This is a genomic window from Enterococcus sp. (genome assembly GCF_032555305.1).
Lineage (GTDB): Bacteria > Bacillota > Bacilli > Lactobacillales > Enterococcaceae > Enterococcus_A.
In genome coordinates, this window is the sequence record NZ_JAWGOQ010000011.1 from 1 (window position 1) to 15665 (window position 15665).

Genomic DNA, 15665 nt, shown 5'->3' on the forward strand with positions numbered 1-15665 from the left:
AGGTGGCTCTCTATCTCCGATTCGAGTGGCTCAGTTTTTCCCGATTCAGGTGGCTCAATCACGTCCGATGAAGTGGCTCCCAAACTCCGTCGTATGCAGGTAAGAGTACTTTAGTATCGGCTTCATTCTTAGGTTAACCACTTGAAAAATAAAGACGATGGAGAATCATTTTGATTTTCCATCGTCTTCTGCTTAGCTTTTGAAATTATACAATGGCTTAATAATTTCTTTTACATCCATTGTTTCGTGTAGATTCGTTAGCAACTGTTTCTTTGATTTATACGCTTTGGGTGCTTCATCTAGCGTACGTTTAGAAACAGAGGTCGTCCAAACGTGGCGCATCATATGCTGATAATTTTCTAGACTAATCGATACTCGGGCTTGTGAGCGGCTCATTGTACGACCTGCTCCATGAGGACCGGATTGATTCCACTCATCATTGCCTTTTCCGATACCAATAATGGAACCGTCCTTCATGTTTAAGGGAACGATCATTTTTTCGCCTGATCGGGCAGAAGCAGCCCCTTTGCGTAAAATCATGTGCTCCAGATCGATATAATTATGAGGACTGTCGAAGCTTTCGATGATATATTTTTCCCACTTCATAGCTTTTAGGATTGTCCGTGCCATGCTCTGCCGATTGTATGCCGCATATTGTTGAGCGATTTTCATATCTGATAGGTAGTTAATCAGATCTTGCTCAGACATGTACGACAATTCATAAGGTATTTTTATTTCTTCTCGTTGTTGAACCAGCTGTTCCTCTTCATTTGGATCATTCGTCGTCTTTGCTTGCAGCTTTAGTTCTTGCCGCCTTTGTGTCAACTTCTGATAGGCAATTTCCTGGTGGTATTCAGCAATTTCCTTACCTAACACACGGCTACCGCTATGAATGACCAGATAGTAACCGTCACTTCCTTCATTCACTTCAATGAAGTGATTGCCGCCACCTAATGTTCCCAAGCTCCGCAGTGCCCATCCGCGGTGAATCGGAGCCAGCACCTTTTCTAAGGGAAAAGCGTATTGAGGTTTTCCGTGCGAATGGTGACCACTAGGAATTCGATTACGAATTGTACGATCCAACTTATCAAAATTCAATTTGACACCTTTTCTGATCTTTGTCACATTGAGTCCGCAGCCAATGTCTACACCGACAAGATTAGGGACTACTTTATCCTTAATTGTCATAGTTGTACCAATCACGCAGCTAGAGCCACTGTGAGTATCTGGCATAATCCGAATTTTTGCATTCTGAACAAATTTTTGATTGCAAAGAGTCATAATTTGACCGACTGTACTATCTGTCAAAATATCTGTGTACACAATTGCTGAATTATATTTTCCTTTTATCGTTAACATATTTAATCCTCTCTTTGAGGAATTAAATTATTCCTCTAGTTAATTTATTCTCTTCTCTGATTTCTCTTTTTTTCCACTCATAGGAAACACCTCCGTTAAAATTTTACGTTAGAAATGTGCAGTTATCTTGGTAAATGGTACCCAATATTTTTTTAGGTCCGAAAACTATGGCTACCGCTTAATGATTGCTATCTTTTCGGCATAATTCTAATGCGTAAAAATAGCAAAAAAACTGCCAATCCACGATTGGCAGTTTGACAAATAAACTTTATTTAAGCATCTAGAGAGTCCTCAGAAAAAGACACTCTGCTCCAATAAAACAAATCAAAAAGCGCAATCAAATGTATTTGCTTATTTTTTCTGGTCTTCATCATCATACTCTCTCCCTTCATGAAATTCTTTTTTCATCCTATCATCAATACAGACAGGGTGTCAAGGCTATTTGGTTAACAGAAGCTCGATTCTATTGGAAATATGATACAAATTTGGTGATAATCTCTCTCCATTTTACCAATGCATCAAACATTGGCAAATAGTTGTTCAAGATGATAGTAGATAATCATTCTTCAAAAGTAAGGTCAACTAATCAAACACTGGAGAAACGACTCTTTTACCGCTCAAAGTATTTTAGTGAAATAAAATCGTTTTCCGATAGGTGGGTACTCATTTAAGGTAAATACCTCTTTGTATCCGTGCTTCTTGTAAAAAGTAGGTGCTTGAAAACTAAATGTATCCAAAAAAGCGTAGCTGCAGCCTCTTTTTTTGGCAGTCGACTCAGCTTGTTCCAGCAGCTGACTACCTATATGAGTTCCTCTATGTAGTTCATCAACCCACAAAAATTCAATCATTAGCCAATTTCCATGTGTCTCTCCAATTAAGCCGCCAATCATTTTTCCCTGTTTGTCCTTTAAATAGATACCTAATTCTTTTGAACTTTTGTTTTCAATTCGAGCAAGATTGTAGTTTATCAATCCTGTCATAATCTCTGACTTATCCTTTTCTTGAATACTATCGGTAATTTCAAAATTCATCATAATCTCCTTATCGTAAGGTGCTATTAGACACATCAAAACAATTTCATCATTCGTTCTACAACTATTTCACTGTATCAAAATATGATCCACGAAGAAATAAAAAAGCTTTTTTGATTAAGATAAATGTCTCTGGAGTTTTAAAGAAATTGATAATTACTCAGAACCTTTTTTACGCTTTACAGGTATTAGTACTTCAAATATCTGATCTTCAGGATGTTCTGAGGTGGTTTCATCTTGCCACAATAGTTCCCAAATATCGCCATTTAAAACCAATTCATTTTCCTTCAGATAACTTCTGAAACGATTATTAAAGGTATTGATATGATGGATCTCATCTTTCATAAAGCCGGATACGTAATAACCAGCCGGTCGTTTGATGACACGCTGTTTATCATAGATGTGCAATCGTTCTTCAGGGATCTTCACTAGCGCACGATAGGGAGCATCGTGAAAATTTTTCTCATAAAAGGCAGAACCGTCTACCAAAAAACCGATAGGATATCCGCTAAAGAGATCGCTACTGTCTACTGAGGAATAAAACCTGCCGTAAATCTGCACGGAATCAAAGTCGTCATAGCTTTCGATCGTATCAGAGATCACGAAGGATTCGGCATTACGATAAGAATAAGTGATTGATTCTAGATCAAAGTTCTTTAAAGTCGTGTACCGTTCAATATAGCTGTCTAATGCCCCGCGAATCACGTTTAATTTATTTATCTGTTCATCAACCTTTTGTTTCTGTCTCATAAAGCCATCAAGGACATAATCGACATTCCGATTTTTTAAGAAGATATGAATCTCATCTAAGGAAACGTCGAGATTTTTTAACAAGAGGATGACATCTAATTCAAAATACTGGTCAATTCCATAGTAGCGATAACCATTTTCACCGACCTTTGCTGGTTTAAATAGATCAATTTGGTCATAATAAATCAGCGTACGGCGACTAATTCCAGCGTATTTTGCCATCTCGCTGATGGTCAAATATTTTTTCATAAAAAAACTCCATTTTCTGCTTGACTGTGACGTTACGTTACAGTTTATTCTACCATAGGAGAAGGAGGGAAAAAAAGATGAAATTATTCAAAGTCTTTTTCAAAGAATATCAAATGATGTTCCTTGGCACCTTCATCTTAATGATCGTGCAAGCGGTTGGAACGTTGATGATTCCTTACTATGTTGCTGAAATTATTGATGAAGGTATTTTAACTAAGGATCAAGGAGCGATCTGGCGAAATGGCGCTTTGATGTTAGGAATTGCAGTGTTAACTGGGATTGTCTCAATTATTGCCAGCTATTTCTCAGCTATTTTAGCTGGACGTTTTGGCTATTTCTTACGGAAGCAGTTAGTTGATAAGACACAGCGTTTATCAATGGCAGATATGGACGAATTTGGAACTCCTACATTATTAGCTCGGACAACCAGTGATATCACCAATATTCAGCAAATCATGATGATGGTATTCCAGATGATTATTCCGGCGCCATTAATCTGTTTAGCTTCAATCGTTTTAACAGGAGCAATTTCATGGCGGTTTATTTGGATTCCGATCGTATCAATCGTACTCTTTTCGATCGTTTCACTGTTCGTCATTAAGAAGGCGGTTCCTCTTGCTGATGTGATGCAGCAGCGTATGGACAAAATGATGCAGATTTTACGAGAATTCTACACAGGCGTACGCGTGATTCGAGCATTTAATAAAACAAGCTTTGAAAAGAAACGGACTGACAAAACTTTTAGTAGCTACGCGGACGTGATGATTCGGGTAAATAAACTTTTCGCTGTCTTGAATCCGACCGTCAATCTTACGATGGGTCTAGGGATGACAGCTGTCTTAGCTTATGGCGGACTGTTAGTCGTTCAAGGAAGTGTACCGATCGGAAGCTTGACGGCAATCAGTGAGTACACCATCTTGAGCCTATGGTTCTTGACGATGGCGGCGATGGTAATCGTAATGATCCCTAAAGCACTGGCTTCATTAGAGCGGATTGGTGAAGTTATTGACACTCAGGAAGAAATCGTTGATGGGCCGAAAGTTTCTTTTGAAAAGAAACAGGATGCATCCATCGCAGTTTTTGATCATGTGGACTTTGCCTACAGTGGAGCAGAGGAAGCAGTCTTATACAATATCAGCATCGAGATTCCAAAAGGCGTGACAGCAATCGTTGGCGGAACTGGATCAGGTAAAAGTACGATTGCAAAAGCGTTACTGCGGCTAAGGGACACAACGAAAGGCGAGATCCGCTTTCTCGGCGAGCCAATCCAAAATGTCACGCAAGAGGCTTTGAGAGCACGAATCAGTTATGTGCCGCAAAAAGCCTTCTTGTTCAGCGGAACGGTTAAGGACAACTTTCTTTTTGGAAATCCGCAGGCAACAGAAGCGGAAATGAAACAAGCGGCTAAAGTAGCTCAAGCAGAAGATTTTATCAACAACTTAGATGGACAATTCAATGCATTCGTCGCTCAAAAAGGCAATAACTTCTCTGGCGGACAGAAGCAGCGTTTGAGTATTGCTCGAGCATTGATCAAGTCAGCTGATTTGTATTTCTTTGATGACAGTTTTTCTGCTTTGGATTATCAGACCGATGCGAAGCTGCGAAAAGCGTTGAAAACCTATCTATCTGATGCAGCGATCGTGATCGTTGCTCAACGACTGTCAACGATCAAAGATGCTGATCAGATCATTGTTTTAGAAGAAGGAAAAATCGTTGGTAAAGGGACACACGAAGAGTTGCTTCGAACGTGTACTGTTTATCAAGAATTTGCTAAATCTCAAGGAATGGAGGGGAAGAAGCATGGGCATCAAGCAAGTTGATGAAAAAAACGTAGATACAGAAACACCAAAAGAATTTAAGAAAACCGGGATTCGTCTATTTAAACTATTAGCGGAGCAAAAGGCTCGTTTCATAATCATCATTGCCTCTGCTATTTGCTTTGCGGCTCTGATGGCTGTTACTCCCTTGATCTTAGGTTGGGGTTTGGACGCGATCATAGCGTTGGTTCGTACTCAGTCGGTTAGTTGGGACAATCTTTTTGCGGCTTTGCTTCAGCCTGTGCTCTGGCTCTTTTTAGCCTGGGGAGGCGTCTCGCTATTTTCATTGCTGCAAGAGTATACCATGGCAAGCGTGGCAGAAACGCTAACCTTACGTTTGAGAAAGACGTTGACAGAGAAATTGAATCGCTTGCCGATGAACTTTTTTGATCAATACAAAACCGGAGATATTTTAACTAGAGCGACCCTTGATTTGGATAAAGTGTCAGAAGTCCTGCAAGTCGGCTTGATGCAGATGATTTCAGCGATATTATCGATCGTCATCGGACTAGGGCTGATGATCTATTTGAGTCCGTTATTAACATTGGGAATCGTAGGTATTCTTTTGATCAGCCTCTTTTTGACCAATCGGTTGGCTCATAAGAATCAGGAGTATTTCTCTGAGAATCAAGCAGCTTTAGGCGCTGTCGGAACTAAAGCGGAGGAAAACTATTCTGGAAATTTATTGATCAAATCCTACAACCGGCAAAACGAAACCGCAGATGAGTTAGATAAGCTGAATGAAGCACAATTTCAAGCCTTCAAAAAAGCTCAATTTGTCAGCTTCGCCATCAACCCATTGATTCGTCTTATTAATCAGCTCGGTTTCGTTGCAAGTGCTGTCGTTGGCGGTATCATGGTAATCAATGGTCAATTATCGATTGGTTTAGTTCAAGCTTATTTACAATATGTGAACCAAGTTTCTGAACCGATCACACAGGTTTCCTATGTGATTAATAGTTTGCAAAGCGCATTTGCGGCGTTAGAGCGAATTTTTGAGATATTAGATCAGCCGGAAGAAAAAGAAGAAGTTCTAAGTGTAGCTGTTCCAGAAAATTTGCGAGGCGAAGTAAGCTTCAAGCATGTAGCATTCGGCTACACGCCGGATCGTCTTTTAATGGAAGATGTTAATTTCAAGGTAAAGCCAAAGCAAATGGTAGCAATCGTCGGACCGACTGGAGCTGGAAAGACGACAATGATTAACCTATTGATGCGCTTCTATGAATTGACAGGTGGTCAAATCGAAGTCGATGGAAAGAATATCAGTCATTTTTCACGTGCTGAGATTCGACAGAAGTTTGGTATGGTCCTGCAGGATACCTGGTTATTCGAAGGAACTGTAGCGGATAATATCGCTTATGGCAATCCCGATGCCACTAGAAAAGAAATTGTGCAGGCAGCAAAAGATGCGCAATGCCATCACTTCATTCGCACGCTGCCAAATGGCTATGACACGATTATTTCCTCCGATGGGACCCAGATCTCGCAAGGCCAGCAGCAGCTTTTAACGATTGCGCGGGCGATCCTAGCCGATCCGCAATTATTGATCTTAGATGAAGCGACATCGAGCGTGGATACTCGAACAGAAAGAATGATCCAACAGGCGATGGATCAATTAACTGCGGAACGGACGAGCTTTGTCATCGCTCATCGGTTATCTACCATTAAAAATGCGGATTTGATTTTAGTGATGAAAGAAGGTTCGATTATTGAACAGGGGAGTCATCGCAGCTTGATGAAAAAAGGCGACTTTTACGCGAATCTTTATAATAGTCAATTTGCCGGATAAGCTCGACATTCTATGTTGAGCTTATTTTTTGAATAAAAATGAACCAAAAAGTTGCTAAGTTAGAAAATATTCTGAAAATTCATTGACTTTTAATCTTATGAAATGTATAGTATAAAAAAATGATTAAGATACTATTAGAAAAATGAGGAGCCGATTTTTATGCGCAAGAGTAAATACAATAATTTCGATGGCATCGTCTTATTAATTATTGAGTCCAGGACTTAGAACGCGGAAGAAGTTTTAACCGTTTGTTTGAGTCCTGTTTGCGTTACAAATGGGGTTCTTGCAAGAGCATCCCATTTTATTGATGGGATGCTCTTTTTGTCAGTTGTACTTTTCGCAGTTTATTTAGCGAAAGAATAAAACTAATGATGGATAACAAATGATCAAGCAGAGAACTTAGTACAATGATATGCGAACGAAAATAAGCTCATTTTTCATGGGGTTGAAAAATGACCCTCAATAAAAATGAGTTAGCTAAAAGTAGGGAGATGTGACAATGAGAAGTGATCAGATTAAAAAAGGAATTGATGCAGCACCCGCCAGAAGCTTATTATATGCGACTGGCCAAGTAAAAAATATCCATGATATGGATAAACCGTTCATTGCTATTTGTAATTCTTATATTGATATTGTACCAGGACACGTCCACCTGCGAGAACTGGCTGATGTGGCAAAAGAGGCAATTCGTGAAGCCGGCGGTATTCCTTTCGAGTTTAATACGATTGGAGTAGATGACGGGATTGCGATGGGACATATCGGTATGCGCTATTCTTTACCAAGTCGTGAACTGATTGCCGATGCAGCAGAGACAGTGATCAATGCCCATTGGTTTGACGGTGTTTTCTACATTCCTAACTGTGACAAGATCACACCTGGGATGATTATGGCGGCTGTTCGGACGAATGTTCCTTCAATCTTTTGTTCAGGCGGTCCGATGAAAGCAGGGATCGATCCACTTGGTCATCAAACAACACTTTCTTCGATGTTTGAAGCTGTTGGTACCTTCAAAGAAGGGAAAATGACCAAAGAAGACTTCCTATTCATGGAGCAAAACGCTTGTCCAACCTGTGGTTCCTGCGCTGGTATGTTTACGGCAAATTCCATGAACTGCTTGCTGGAAATGCTAGGGCTAGCTTTACCGGGGAACGGTACAGTCTTAGCAGTTTCTGATGAACGGCGTGAATTGGTTCGTGAATCGGCGAAACATTTAATGAATCTTGTGAAAAAACAAATTAAACCTCGTGACATCGTGACAAAAGAAGCAATTGATGATGCTTTTGCTTTAGATATGGCGATGGGCGGATCGACGAATACCGTGCTCCATACATTGGCGATCGCCAACGAAGCGGAGATTGATTATGATCAATCGGATATCAATGAGATTGCCAAAAGAGTTCCTTATTTATCTAAAATCGCTCCTTCTTCCAGTTATTCAATGCATGATGTGCATCAAGCAGGAGGCGTACCAGCGATTATCAATGAGCTAGTTTCAATTGATGGGGCAATCCATTCTGACCGAATCACCGTTACGGGCAAGACATTACGTGAAAATGTCGCTTCAGCTAAGATCATGAATGAAGAAGTGATTCATCCCAAAACAGCACCTTACAGTCCAGTGGGAGGACTCTCCATTCTTTATGGAAATATTGCACCGGAGGGCAGTGTTATCAAAGTCGGCGGTGTTGATCCAAGTATCAAAGTCTTTAAAGGTAAAGCAATTTGCTTTGGCTCTCACGATGAAGCGGTTGAAGCAATCGATAACCATACCGTTACTAAAGGCCATGTGGTAGTTATTCGCTACGAAGGACCAAAAGGCGGACCGGGGATGCCGGAAATGCTGGCACCAACGTCAAGTATCGTAGGTCGCGGTTTAGGCAAAGATGTTGCACTGATTACAGATGGACGTTTCTCTGGTGCGACTCGTGGAATTGCGGTTGGGCATATTTCACCAGAAGCAGCTGCCGGTGGACCAATTGCTTTAGTTCAAGATGGCGATGAAATTACGATTGATTTAACAAATCGCACATTGAATGTAGCTGTTTCAGAAGAAGAATTAGCAAAACGAAAAGAAGGACTAACGAAATTCCAGCCGAAAGTCAAAAAAGGTTGGTTAGCACGTTACTCAGCAATGGTAACCTCAGCACATACCGGTGGTGTAATGAAACTACCTGAAGAATAGGGGGAAATGGGGTGGAAGAAATGAAGCAAAAAGTGGAAGCTGAAGATTTGCAAACAGGCGCCGATCTATTAATCAAATGTCTGGAGAATCAAGGAGTTGAATTGATTTTCGGGTATCCCGGAGGTTCCGTCTTACCATTATATGATTCCCTTTATGATGAATCGATTCCAAATATTCTTACGCGTCACGAGCAAGGAGCGGTACATGCGGCAGAAGGGTATGCCAAAGCTACTGGCAAACCAGGAGTAGTAATCGTTACCAGCGGACCAGGAGCAACCAATGTTGTAACTGGGATCGCAGATGCAATGATCGACTCTGTACCATTAGTTGTTATTACAGGACAGGTTACGACACCGGGAATCGGGAAGGATGCTTTTCAAGAAGCAGATATGTTAGGAATTACCGTACCCATTACAAAAAACAATTATCAAGTTCGAGATGTGAATGAACTACCGCGGATCGTCAATGAAGCCTTCCATATCGCGACAACTGGACGAAAAGGTCCAGTTCTGATTGATCTACCAAAAGATATCATGACATTTAAGTCAAATCCAAATATTGACAAACCTGTCCATTTAGAAAGCTATCAGCCTACAACGACACCATCAATCTTGCAGATCGAACGATTAATGAACTTACTGAAGAAGGCTAAGAAACCGATTCTTTTAGTTGGCGGCGGCGTAATCGCTGCTGATGGTGCAGCAGAATTAAGAGAATTTGTTGAAAAATATCAACTGCCGACTGTTAGCACGTTACTAGGTTTGGGATTGCTGCCTCATGATCATCCGAACTTTCTTGGGATGGGCGGAATGCACGGCACCTATGCAGCCAACATGGCTATGATGGAATGCGATTTACTAATTAACATCGGCAGCCGCTTTGATGATCGCTTGGCCTGTTCGCCGGATGCTTTTGCACCAAATGCGAAGGTTGCCCATATTGATGTGGACCCAGTAGAGATCGGCAAGATTATTCATACTGATGTCCCAATTGTAGGTGACGCGAAGATTGCCTTGCAGCAAATGCTGACGATCGAAATTGACGCACCTGAATGCGAAGAGTGGCGAATGCTCTGCAAAGCGCGCCAAGAAAAATATCCATTGAAATATGAATGGAATGAAGAAGTCATCAAACCGCAAGAGGTAATTGAGATCATCGGTCGGATCACAAAAGGGAAATCCTATGTCGTAACCGATGTTGGTCAACATCAAATGTGGGTCGCGCAATTTTATCCATTTCAATTTCCGAAGCAATTAATCACCAGCGGCGGTCTTGGAACAATGGGGTACGGTATCCCAGCAGGAATTGGGACAAAATTTGGAAAACCGAATGAATCCGTTGTTGTATTTGTCGGTGACGGAGGTTTCCAGATGACTAATCAAGAATTAGCCATTTTGAACCAAAATAATTTAGATATTAAATTTATACTGTTGAACAATAGATCCCTCGGAATGGTTAGACAATGGCAGGAGAAATTTTACAATGAACGTCGTTCCCAATCCGTTTTCCAAGAGCAACCGGACTTTATGAAGATGGCTGAAGCTTATGGGATCGGGAATAAAAAAATTACGAATCCGAATACACTGGAAAAAGAGCTGCAGGAGGCTTTTGCTACACCGGGACCAATGCTGATCGAAGTTATGATCTGCAACAAAGAACATGTATTACCGATGATTCCGGCAGGTATGCCGAATGATCAGATGTTGGGGGTGGATTAAATGAGACGAATGATTACAGCAATGGTTCACGACCAGGCTGGGGTGTTGAGTCGAATTACGAGCGTCTTGAACCGACGACAAGTAAACATGGACAGTGTCTCCGTTGGACGTACAGAGAGAGACGGTGAGTCGCGAATGACGATCATTATCCAAGCGGACACATTGGCGGATGTAGAGCAAGTAACAAAGCAATTAAACAAACAGATAGATGTGGTTAAAGTTTCTGATGTAACCGATGAGCCTCATCTTGAAAGAGAGTTAGCTTTGATTAAAGTCAGTGCTCCTGCGGCTACTCGATCAGAGATCCAAGCAATGATTGATCCCTTCCGCGCCGATGTCGTGGATGTTGGATTGAAAACGATCGTTGTGCAGGTTGCCGGCTCGACTGAAAAGGTCAATGCATGCATTGATGTATTGCGGCCATATGGCATCAAACAATTAGCACGAACCGGGGTAACCGGATTTAGCAGAGGTTAAGCGCAAAATTTAATTTTGCTATTAATATAGTTTAAAAAATTGGAGGAAAAATTATGGTTAAAGTTTATTATGATGATGCAGTAGCGAAGGATGCTTTAGAAGGAAAAACAATTGCTGTGGTGGGTTACGGTTCACAAGGACATGCTCATGCACAAAATCTACGTGATACAGGTCATCAAGTCGTGATCGGTGTGCGAGAAGGAAAATCCGCTGAGGCTGCTCGCGAAGACGGGTTTGATGTGTTGCCGGTAGACGAAGCAACTAAAAAAGCCGAAGTAGTCATGATTTTAGCTCCAGATGAAATCCAAGGTGCTCTGTACGACAATGAAATCGCACCAAACTTAGCAGACGGTGCTGCTTTAGTCTTTGCTCATGGATTCAATATTCATTTTGATGTAATCAAACCACCGAAAAACGTGGATGTTTTCTTAGTAGCTCCGAAAGGACCAGGCCATTTGGTTCGCCGTACTTTCACTGAAGGGTTTGCGGTTCCAGCATTATTTGCTGTTTATCAAGATGCAACAGGAGCTGCTCAAGACTTAGCGTTATCTTATGCAAAAGGCATTGGCGCTACACGAGTGGGCGTTTTGGAAACAACCTTTAAAGAGGAAACCGAAACTGATTTGTTCGGTGAGCAAGCAGTGCTTTGCGGCGGATTGACTAGTATGATCGAAGCTGGTTTTGAAACACTAGTTGAAGCTGGCTATCAACCTGAATTGGCTTACTTCGAAGTTTGTCACGAAATGAAATTGATTGTTGATTTGATTTATGAAGGTGGATTTGCGAAAATGCGTAACTCAATCTCTAATACTGCGGAATATGGGGATTACGTTTCAGGACCGCGCGTAATTACAGAAACAGCTAAAGCAGGAATGAAAGAAGTCTTGACTGATATCCAAAATGGCAAATTCGCTAAAGGATTCATCGATGACAACAAGAACGGCTTCCCAGAATTCAATAAGATGCGCAAAGAGAGCGCAGGACATCAAATTGAAGAAGTGGGCGGCGAATTACGTAAAATGATGCCATTTGTAAGTCGTAAAGATTAGTGGGGGATGCAGCGATGGAATTAATCAAAGATACTGAGGTGCGCAGTGCTTATCAATTATTGAAAAACTCTGTAAACCATACGCCGTTACAATATGATCGTTATTTATCTGAAAAATACCAGGCGACCATTTTATTGAAAAGGGAAGACCTGCAAAAAGTTCGTTCATTTAAATTACGTGGTGCTTATTATGCCATTAAGAAACTTCCTGAGGCAGAATTGAAAAAAGGTGTGGTGTGTGCAAGTGCGGGAAATCATGCACAGGGAGTTGCTTATACGTGTCATGAATTGAAGACACAAGCAGCGATCTTTATGCCGACTACCACACCGCAACAAAAAGTTTCTCAAGTAAAATTCTTTGGTGGTGAGTTTGCGGATATTCATTTAGTCGGCGATACCTTTGATGCTTCTGCCGCTGCCGCAAGGAAATACTGCGAAGAAAACGGCATGACCTTTATCGACCCTTTTAATGACAAAAACATCATTGCCGGTCAGGGAACGCTGGCTTTGGAAATGATGACCGACGCGGAAAGCGAAGGCTATAAGCCAGATTATGTCATTTCAGCGATTGGTGGAGGTGGATTGATCAGTGGAGTGGCTTCATACGTGAAAAACACCTCACCGACCACTAAAATTGTCGGTGTTGAACCCAAAGGAGCGGCTTCAATGCAGGCGGCTTTTGAAGAAGAACAGCCGGTCAAATTAGCTGAGATCGATAAATTTGTCGACGGTGCCGCAGTTCAACGTGTCGGTGAAATTACTTACTCACACAGTAAGAAATATGTCGATGAGCTGATGTCTGTTGACGAAGGCTTGATTTGTACAACCATTTTAGATTTGTATGGGAAACAAGCGATTGTCGTGGAACCAGCCGGAGCAATGAGTGTGGCAGCTTTAGAGTTGATGAAAGATAAGATTAAAGGCAAAACAGTCATCTGCATCATCAGCGGTGGAAACAATGACATCAATCGGATGGCTGAGATTGAAGAACGCTCACTGATCTATGAAGGCGTTAAGCACTACTTTGTCGTGAACTTCCCGCAACGTCCTGGTGCATTAAAGGAATTTGTATCAGAAGTTCTAAGCGAAGGCGATGATGTTACTCGTTTTGAATATACAAAGAAGAGTAATCGAGGAACCGGACCAGTAGTGATTGGCGTGCTGTTGAAGAAAGCAGAAACGTTACCCGATTTATTGAAGCGATTAAAAGCGTTTGACTCAAGCTATATTGAATTAAGTCAAAATAAAACGCTCTACAATTTACTAGTATAAAAAGAAGGGAACTCGAAAAGAAATTTTTCTGAGTTCCCTTCTTTTTATACAATCAATTGATGGTCTGAGTTGAAATAGTTTTTATAAGCAGTATATCCGCCGATAATTGATCCGAGGCTTGTAGCTGATAGTAACATGAAGGTAACCATAATTTGATATTTGATGGCATGAACGGGATCTAAACCGGCGAAAATCAAACCAGACATCATTCCGGGCAAGCTGACGAGTCCAACTGTTTTAGCAGAATCAATAGTAGGTTGCATGGCAGTCTTGATACTTTGCTGCAGGATCGGTTTAGATGCCAGTTTGATTGATGCGCCAAGGGCTAATTTTTCTAGTACCTGCTGTCTCAAGTCATGAAATTGAGTGTTTAACGCTCTATAGCATAATCCGATTGCTACCATTGAATTGCTCGCAATCATACCAGTGATAGGAACGATTTGAGAGGGTATAAATTTTATTGCCCCAGTTAAAATCAACAAACCAAGGGTAATATAAGTGCTAATAAAGATTGCTGCTAACGAATGAAGATATTTTTTATGGAGACTGGGATTTCTTTTATGTGCATTCCACGCAGCATTGAACACAATAAAGAGACTCATAGCAATCGTCAAAAAGTTATTGTTGACTTGAAAAATATACTTTAACAAATAGCCGACGATAACTAGTTGAACGATTGCACGAAAAATACTAAAAAGGATGTCTTTCGTTAGATTCAGCTTCTCTTTAGCACTGATCGCAACAGCGATCATCACCATTGCAAAAGCCAAAACTAAAGAAAGATCGTTCACTGCTAATTGATTCATTGTTTTAATTTTCCTCCTTGGACAATCAGCAATTCCTCTGCTGCTTGGATTTCAGATTCATCATGGGTAACTTGCAAAATCGTGCAGTCTTTTTGCTGAATATCTTTGATCAATCGATGAATGACTGTTTTTGTTTGTTCATCAAGCCCCGTTGTCACCTCATCTAATAGCAAAATTTGTGGTAAAAATAAAATATTCCGAATCAGAGCTACTCGTTGCCGCTCACCGCCTGATAATTCAGAGATATTTTTTGTCAAGTATTCTTTTGGCAGATCTACCATTTGGAGATGTTCAAGCATCTGCGTTTGATCAGGAGTAAGGTCTCTAATGGTATAAGGCAAAGTTAGATTATCTAGAACAGTTTCACCAAATAGGGAGGGCTGTTGAAAGCAATAAGAAACTTGTTGGCGATATTCTGTGTATTCATAGGATTGCTGTGCTTTTCCGTGAAAAAGAATTTCTCCGCTAGTTGGTGTTAACAAGGAAGCAATCAATCGAAGCAATGTACTTTTTCCTCCGCCAGAGGGTCCTGTGATCGTCAAGAAAGCTCCTTGTTTAACGCTTAATGTAATTTGGTCTAAAATTGTTCTTTGATCATTTTGGTAACTAATAGAATCTAGTTCTAGGAACGTCATATCAATTATTTTCCTTTCTTGGATCGTATGGAACGATAACAAAGAGTGAAGGCATGTCAGTCACAACGAGGTGCTTTAACTTCAACTCAGGATAACGATGAAAAGTACTTGTTTTTCCATAGCGTTCCAAAAAGTAGTTCTGGATCTGTTGTTCCGTCCATTGTCTTGCTGGAAAATGCCAGTAGCGGTCATTCTCTTTAACAAAAACAAAGCCGACACTGTAAGCTCTAGTTATCTCAGTTGGAAGCAGCATCAATTTTTCTTGAAAATTTTCCATGGAATATTCCTCCAGCTTTTAGTTGTTTTAAAAGACATTACTAAAAAAGTCCAATACTATTAAAACAATATTTTTTGCTTCTGTACATTCATTCATCTTTATTATAGCTTACTGATTTTGCTTGGAGCACATAAAGCACAGAAAATTTTCAAAATCATTTCATCCATGAGCAAGTTGAAACATATTATTTGGAGTTTGACCAATTCTGATGTATTATGATCTCGGATAGTTACTTACAAAAAGTAAATAAGTGTA

13 protein-coding genes are annotated in these 15665 nt (G+C 40.7%); 7 read left to right on the forward strand and 6 right to left on the reverse strand.

Translation table 11 applies throughout. The features are described 5' to 3' along the window. Positions 1-192: 192 nt before the first annotated feature. The 3 genes from E6139_RS09645 to E6139_RS09655 all read right to left on the reverse strand — a co-directional run bounded on the left by E6139_RS09645 (position 193) and on the right by E6139_RS09655 (position 3389). Complete coding sequence (locus E6139_RS09645; protein ID WP_316402856.1) at positions 193-1359, reverse strand: RtcB family protein; 1167 nt, start codon at positions 1357-1359, stop codon at positions 193-195. A 617-nt stretch (positions 1360-1976) separates the two neighbouring features. Beyond that, positions 1977-2390 (reverse strand): GNAT family N-acetyltransferase, encoded by a 414-nt coding sequence (locus E6139_RS09650; protein WP_316402857.1) that lies wholly within the window; start codon positions 2388-2390, stop codon positions 1977-1979. A gap of 156 nt (positions 2391-2546) precedes the next feature. Then, positions 2547-3389: a MerR family transcriptional regulator gene (locus E6139_RS09655; protein ID WP_316402858.1), complete on the reverse strand. Its 843-nt coding sequence runs from the start codon at positions 3387-3389 to the stop codon at positions 2547-2549. A 77-nt stretch (positions 3390-3466) separates the two neighbouring features. On the opposite strand from E6139_RS09655, the gene E6139_RS09660 reads away from it, so the two are divergent. From E6139_RS09660 to ilvA, 7 genes are all read left to right on the forward strand, one after another. Further along, positions 3467-5209, forward strand: coding sequence for an ABC transporter ATP-binding protein (locus E6139_RS09660; protein ID WP_316402859.1), 1743 nt, complete (start codon positions 3467-3469; stop codon positions 5207-5209). Next, on the forward strand, positions 5190-6995 hold the full coding sequence (locus E6139_RS09665; protein WP_316402860.1) for an ABC transporter ATP-binding protein: 1806 nt from the start codon (positions 5190-5192) through the stop codon (positions 6993-6995). Before E6139_RS09660 ends, E6139_RS09665 begins: the two co-directional genes overlap by 20 nt. A gap of 499 nt (positions 6996-7494) precedes the next feature. Next, positions 7495-9177, forward strand: coding sequence for a dihydroxy-acid dehydratase (ilvD, locus tag E6139_RS09670; RefSeq protein WP_316402861.1), 1683 nt, complete (start codon positions 7495-7497; stop codon positions 9175-9177). A 20-nt stretch (positions 9178-9197) separates the two neighbouring features. Next, positions 9198-10895 (forward strand): biosynthetic-type acetolactate synthase large subunit, encoded by a 1698-nt coding sequence (gene ilvB, locus E6139_RS09675; RefSeq protein ID WP_316402963.1) that lies wholly within the window; start codon positions 9198-9200, stop codon positions 10893-10895. Continuing rightward, positions 10896-11372 carry an acetolactate synthase small subunit gene (gene ilvN, locus E6139_RS09680; RefSeq protein WP_016179202.1) on the forward strand — a complete coding sequence of 159 codons (477 nt, stop codon included), beginning with the start codon at positions 10896-10898 and terminating at the stop codon, positions 11370-11372. Between the two features lie 53 nt (positions 11373-11425). Then, entirely contained in the window at positions 11426-12421 is a 996-nt protein-coding gene (ilvC, locus tag E6139_RS09685) for a ketol-acid reductoisomerase (protein ID WP_316402862.1), read from the forward strand. A 14-nt stretch (positions 12422-12435) separates the two neighbouring features. Next, entirely contained in the window at positions 12436-13692 is a 1257-nt protein-coding gene (ilvA, locus tag E6139_RS09690) for a threonine ammonia-lyase IlvA (protein WP_316402863.1), read from the forward strand. 44 nt (positions 13693-13736) lie between these two features. Here the strand turns inward: ilvA and E6139_RS09695 are convergent, their stop codons facing one another. Genes E6139_RS09695 through E6139_RS09705 form a run of 3 tightly spaced genes read right to left on the reverse strand, consistent with a single transcriptional unit; the run spans position 13737 to position 15410 of the window. After that, entirely contained in the window at positions 13737-14498 is a 762-nt protein-coding gene (locus E6139_RS09695; protein ID WP_316402864.1) for an ABC transporter permease, read from the reverse strand. Beyond that, positions 14495-15133 (reverse strand): ATP-binding cassette domain-containing protein, encoded by a 639-nt coding sequence (locus E6139_RS09700; RefSeq protein WP_316402865.1) that lies wholly within the window; start codon positions 15131-15133, stop codon positions 14495-14497. Before E6139_RS09700 ends, E6139_RS09695 begins: the two co-directional genes overlap by 4 nt. Position 15134: 1 nt before the next feature. Next, positions 15135-15410 (reverse strand): hypothetical protein, encoded by a 276-nt coding sequence (locus E6139_RS09705; protein WP_316402866.1) that lies wholly within the window; start codon positions 15408-15410, stop codon positions 15135-15137. Positions 15411-15665 lie beyond the last annotated feature (255 nt).

What these genes read in the sequence shown, in the direction of transcription:
- E6139_RS09660 (WP_316402859.1), top strand. Translation starts at nt 3,467, where the DNA reads ATGAAATTATTCAAAGTCTTTTTCAAAGAATATCAAATGATGTTCCTT.
- E6139_RS09645 (WP_316402856.1), bottom strand. Translation starts at nt 1,359, where the DNA reads ATGTTAACGATAAAAGGAAAATATAATTCAGCAATTGTGTACACAGAT.
- E6139_RS09695 (WP_316402864.1), bottom strand. Translation starts at nt 14,498, where the DNA reads ATGAATCAATTAGCAGTGAACGATCTTTCTTTAGTTTTGGCTTTTGCA.
- ilvD (WP_316402861.1), top strand. Translation starts at nt 7,495, where the DNA reads ATGAGAAGTGATCAGATTAAAAAAGGAATTGATGCAGCACCCGCCAGA.
- E6139_RS09650 (WP_316402857.1), bottom strand. Translation starts at nt 2,390, where the DNA reads ATGAATTTTGAAATTACCGATAGTATTCAAGAAAAGGATAAGTCAGAG.
- E6139_RS09665 (WP_316402860.1), top strand. Translation starts at nt 5,190, where the DNA reads ATGGGCATCAAGCAAGTTGATGAAAAAAACGTAGATACAGAAACACCA.
- ilvN (WP_016179202.1), top strand. Translation starts at nt 10,896, where the DNA reads ATGAGACGAATGATTACAGCAATGGTTCACGACCAGGCTGGGGTGTTG.
- E6139_RS09705 (WP_316402866.1), bottom strand. Translation starts at nt 15,410, where the DNA reads ATGGAAAATTTTCAAGAAAAATTGATGCTGCTTCCAACTGAGATAACT.
- E6139_RS09655 (WP_316402858.1), bottom strand. Translation starts at nt 3,389, where the DNA reads ATGAAAAAATATTTGACCATCAGCGAGATGGCAAAATACGCTGGAATT.
- ilvA (WP_316402863.1), top strand. Translation starts at nt 12,436, where the DNA reads ATGGAATTAATCAAAGATACTGAGGTGCGCAGTGCTTATCAATTATTG.
- E6139_RS09700 (WP_316402865.1), bottom strand. Translation starts at nt 15,133, where the DNA reads ATGACGTTCCTAGAACTAGATTCTATTAGTTACCAAAATGATCAAAGA.
- ilvB (WP_316402963.1), top strand. Translation starts at nt 9,198, where the DNA reads ATGAAGCAAAAAGTGGAAGCTGAAGATTTGCAAACAGGCGCCGATCTA.
- ilvC (WP_316402862.1), top strand. Translation starts at nt 11,426, where the DNA reads ATGGTTAAAGTTTATTATGATGATGCAGTAGCGAAGGATGCTTTAGAA.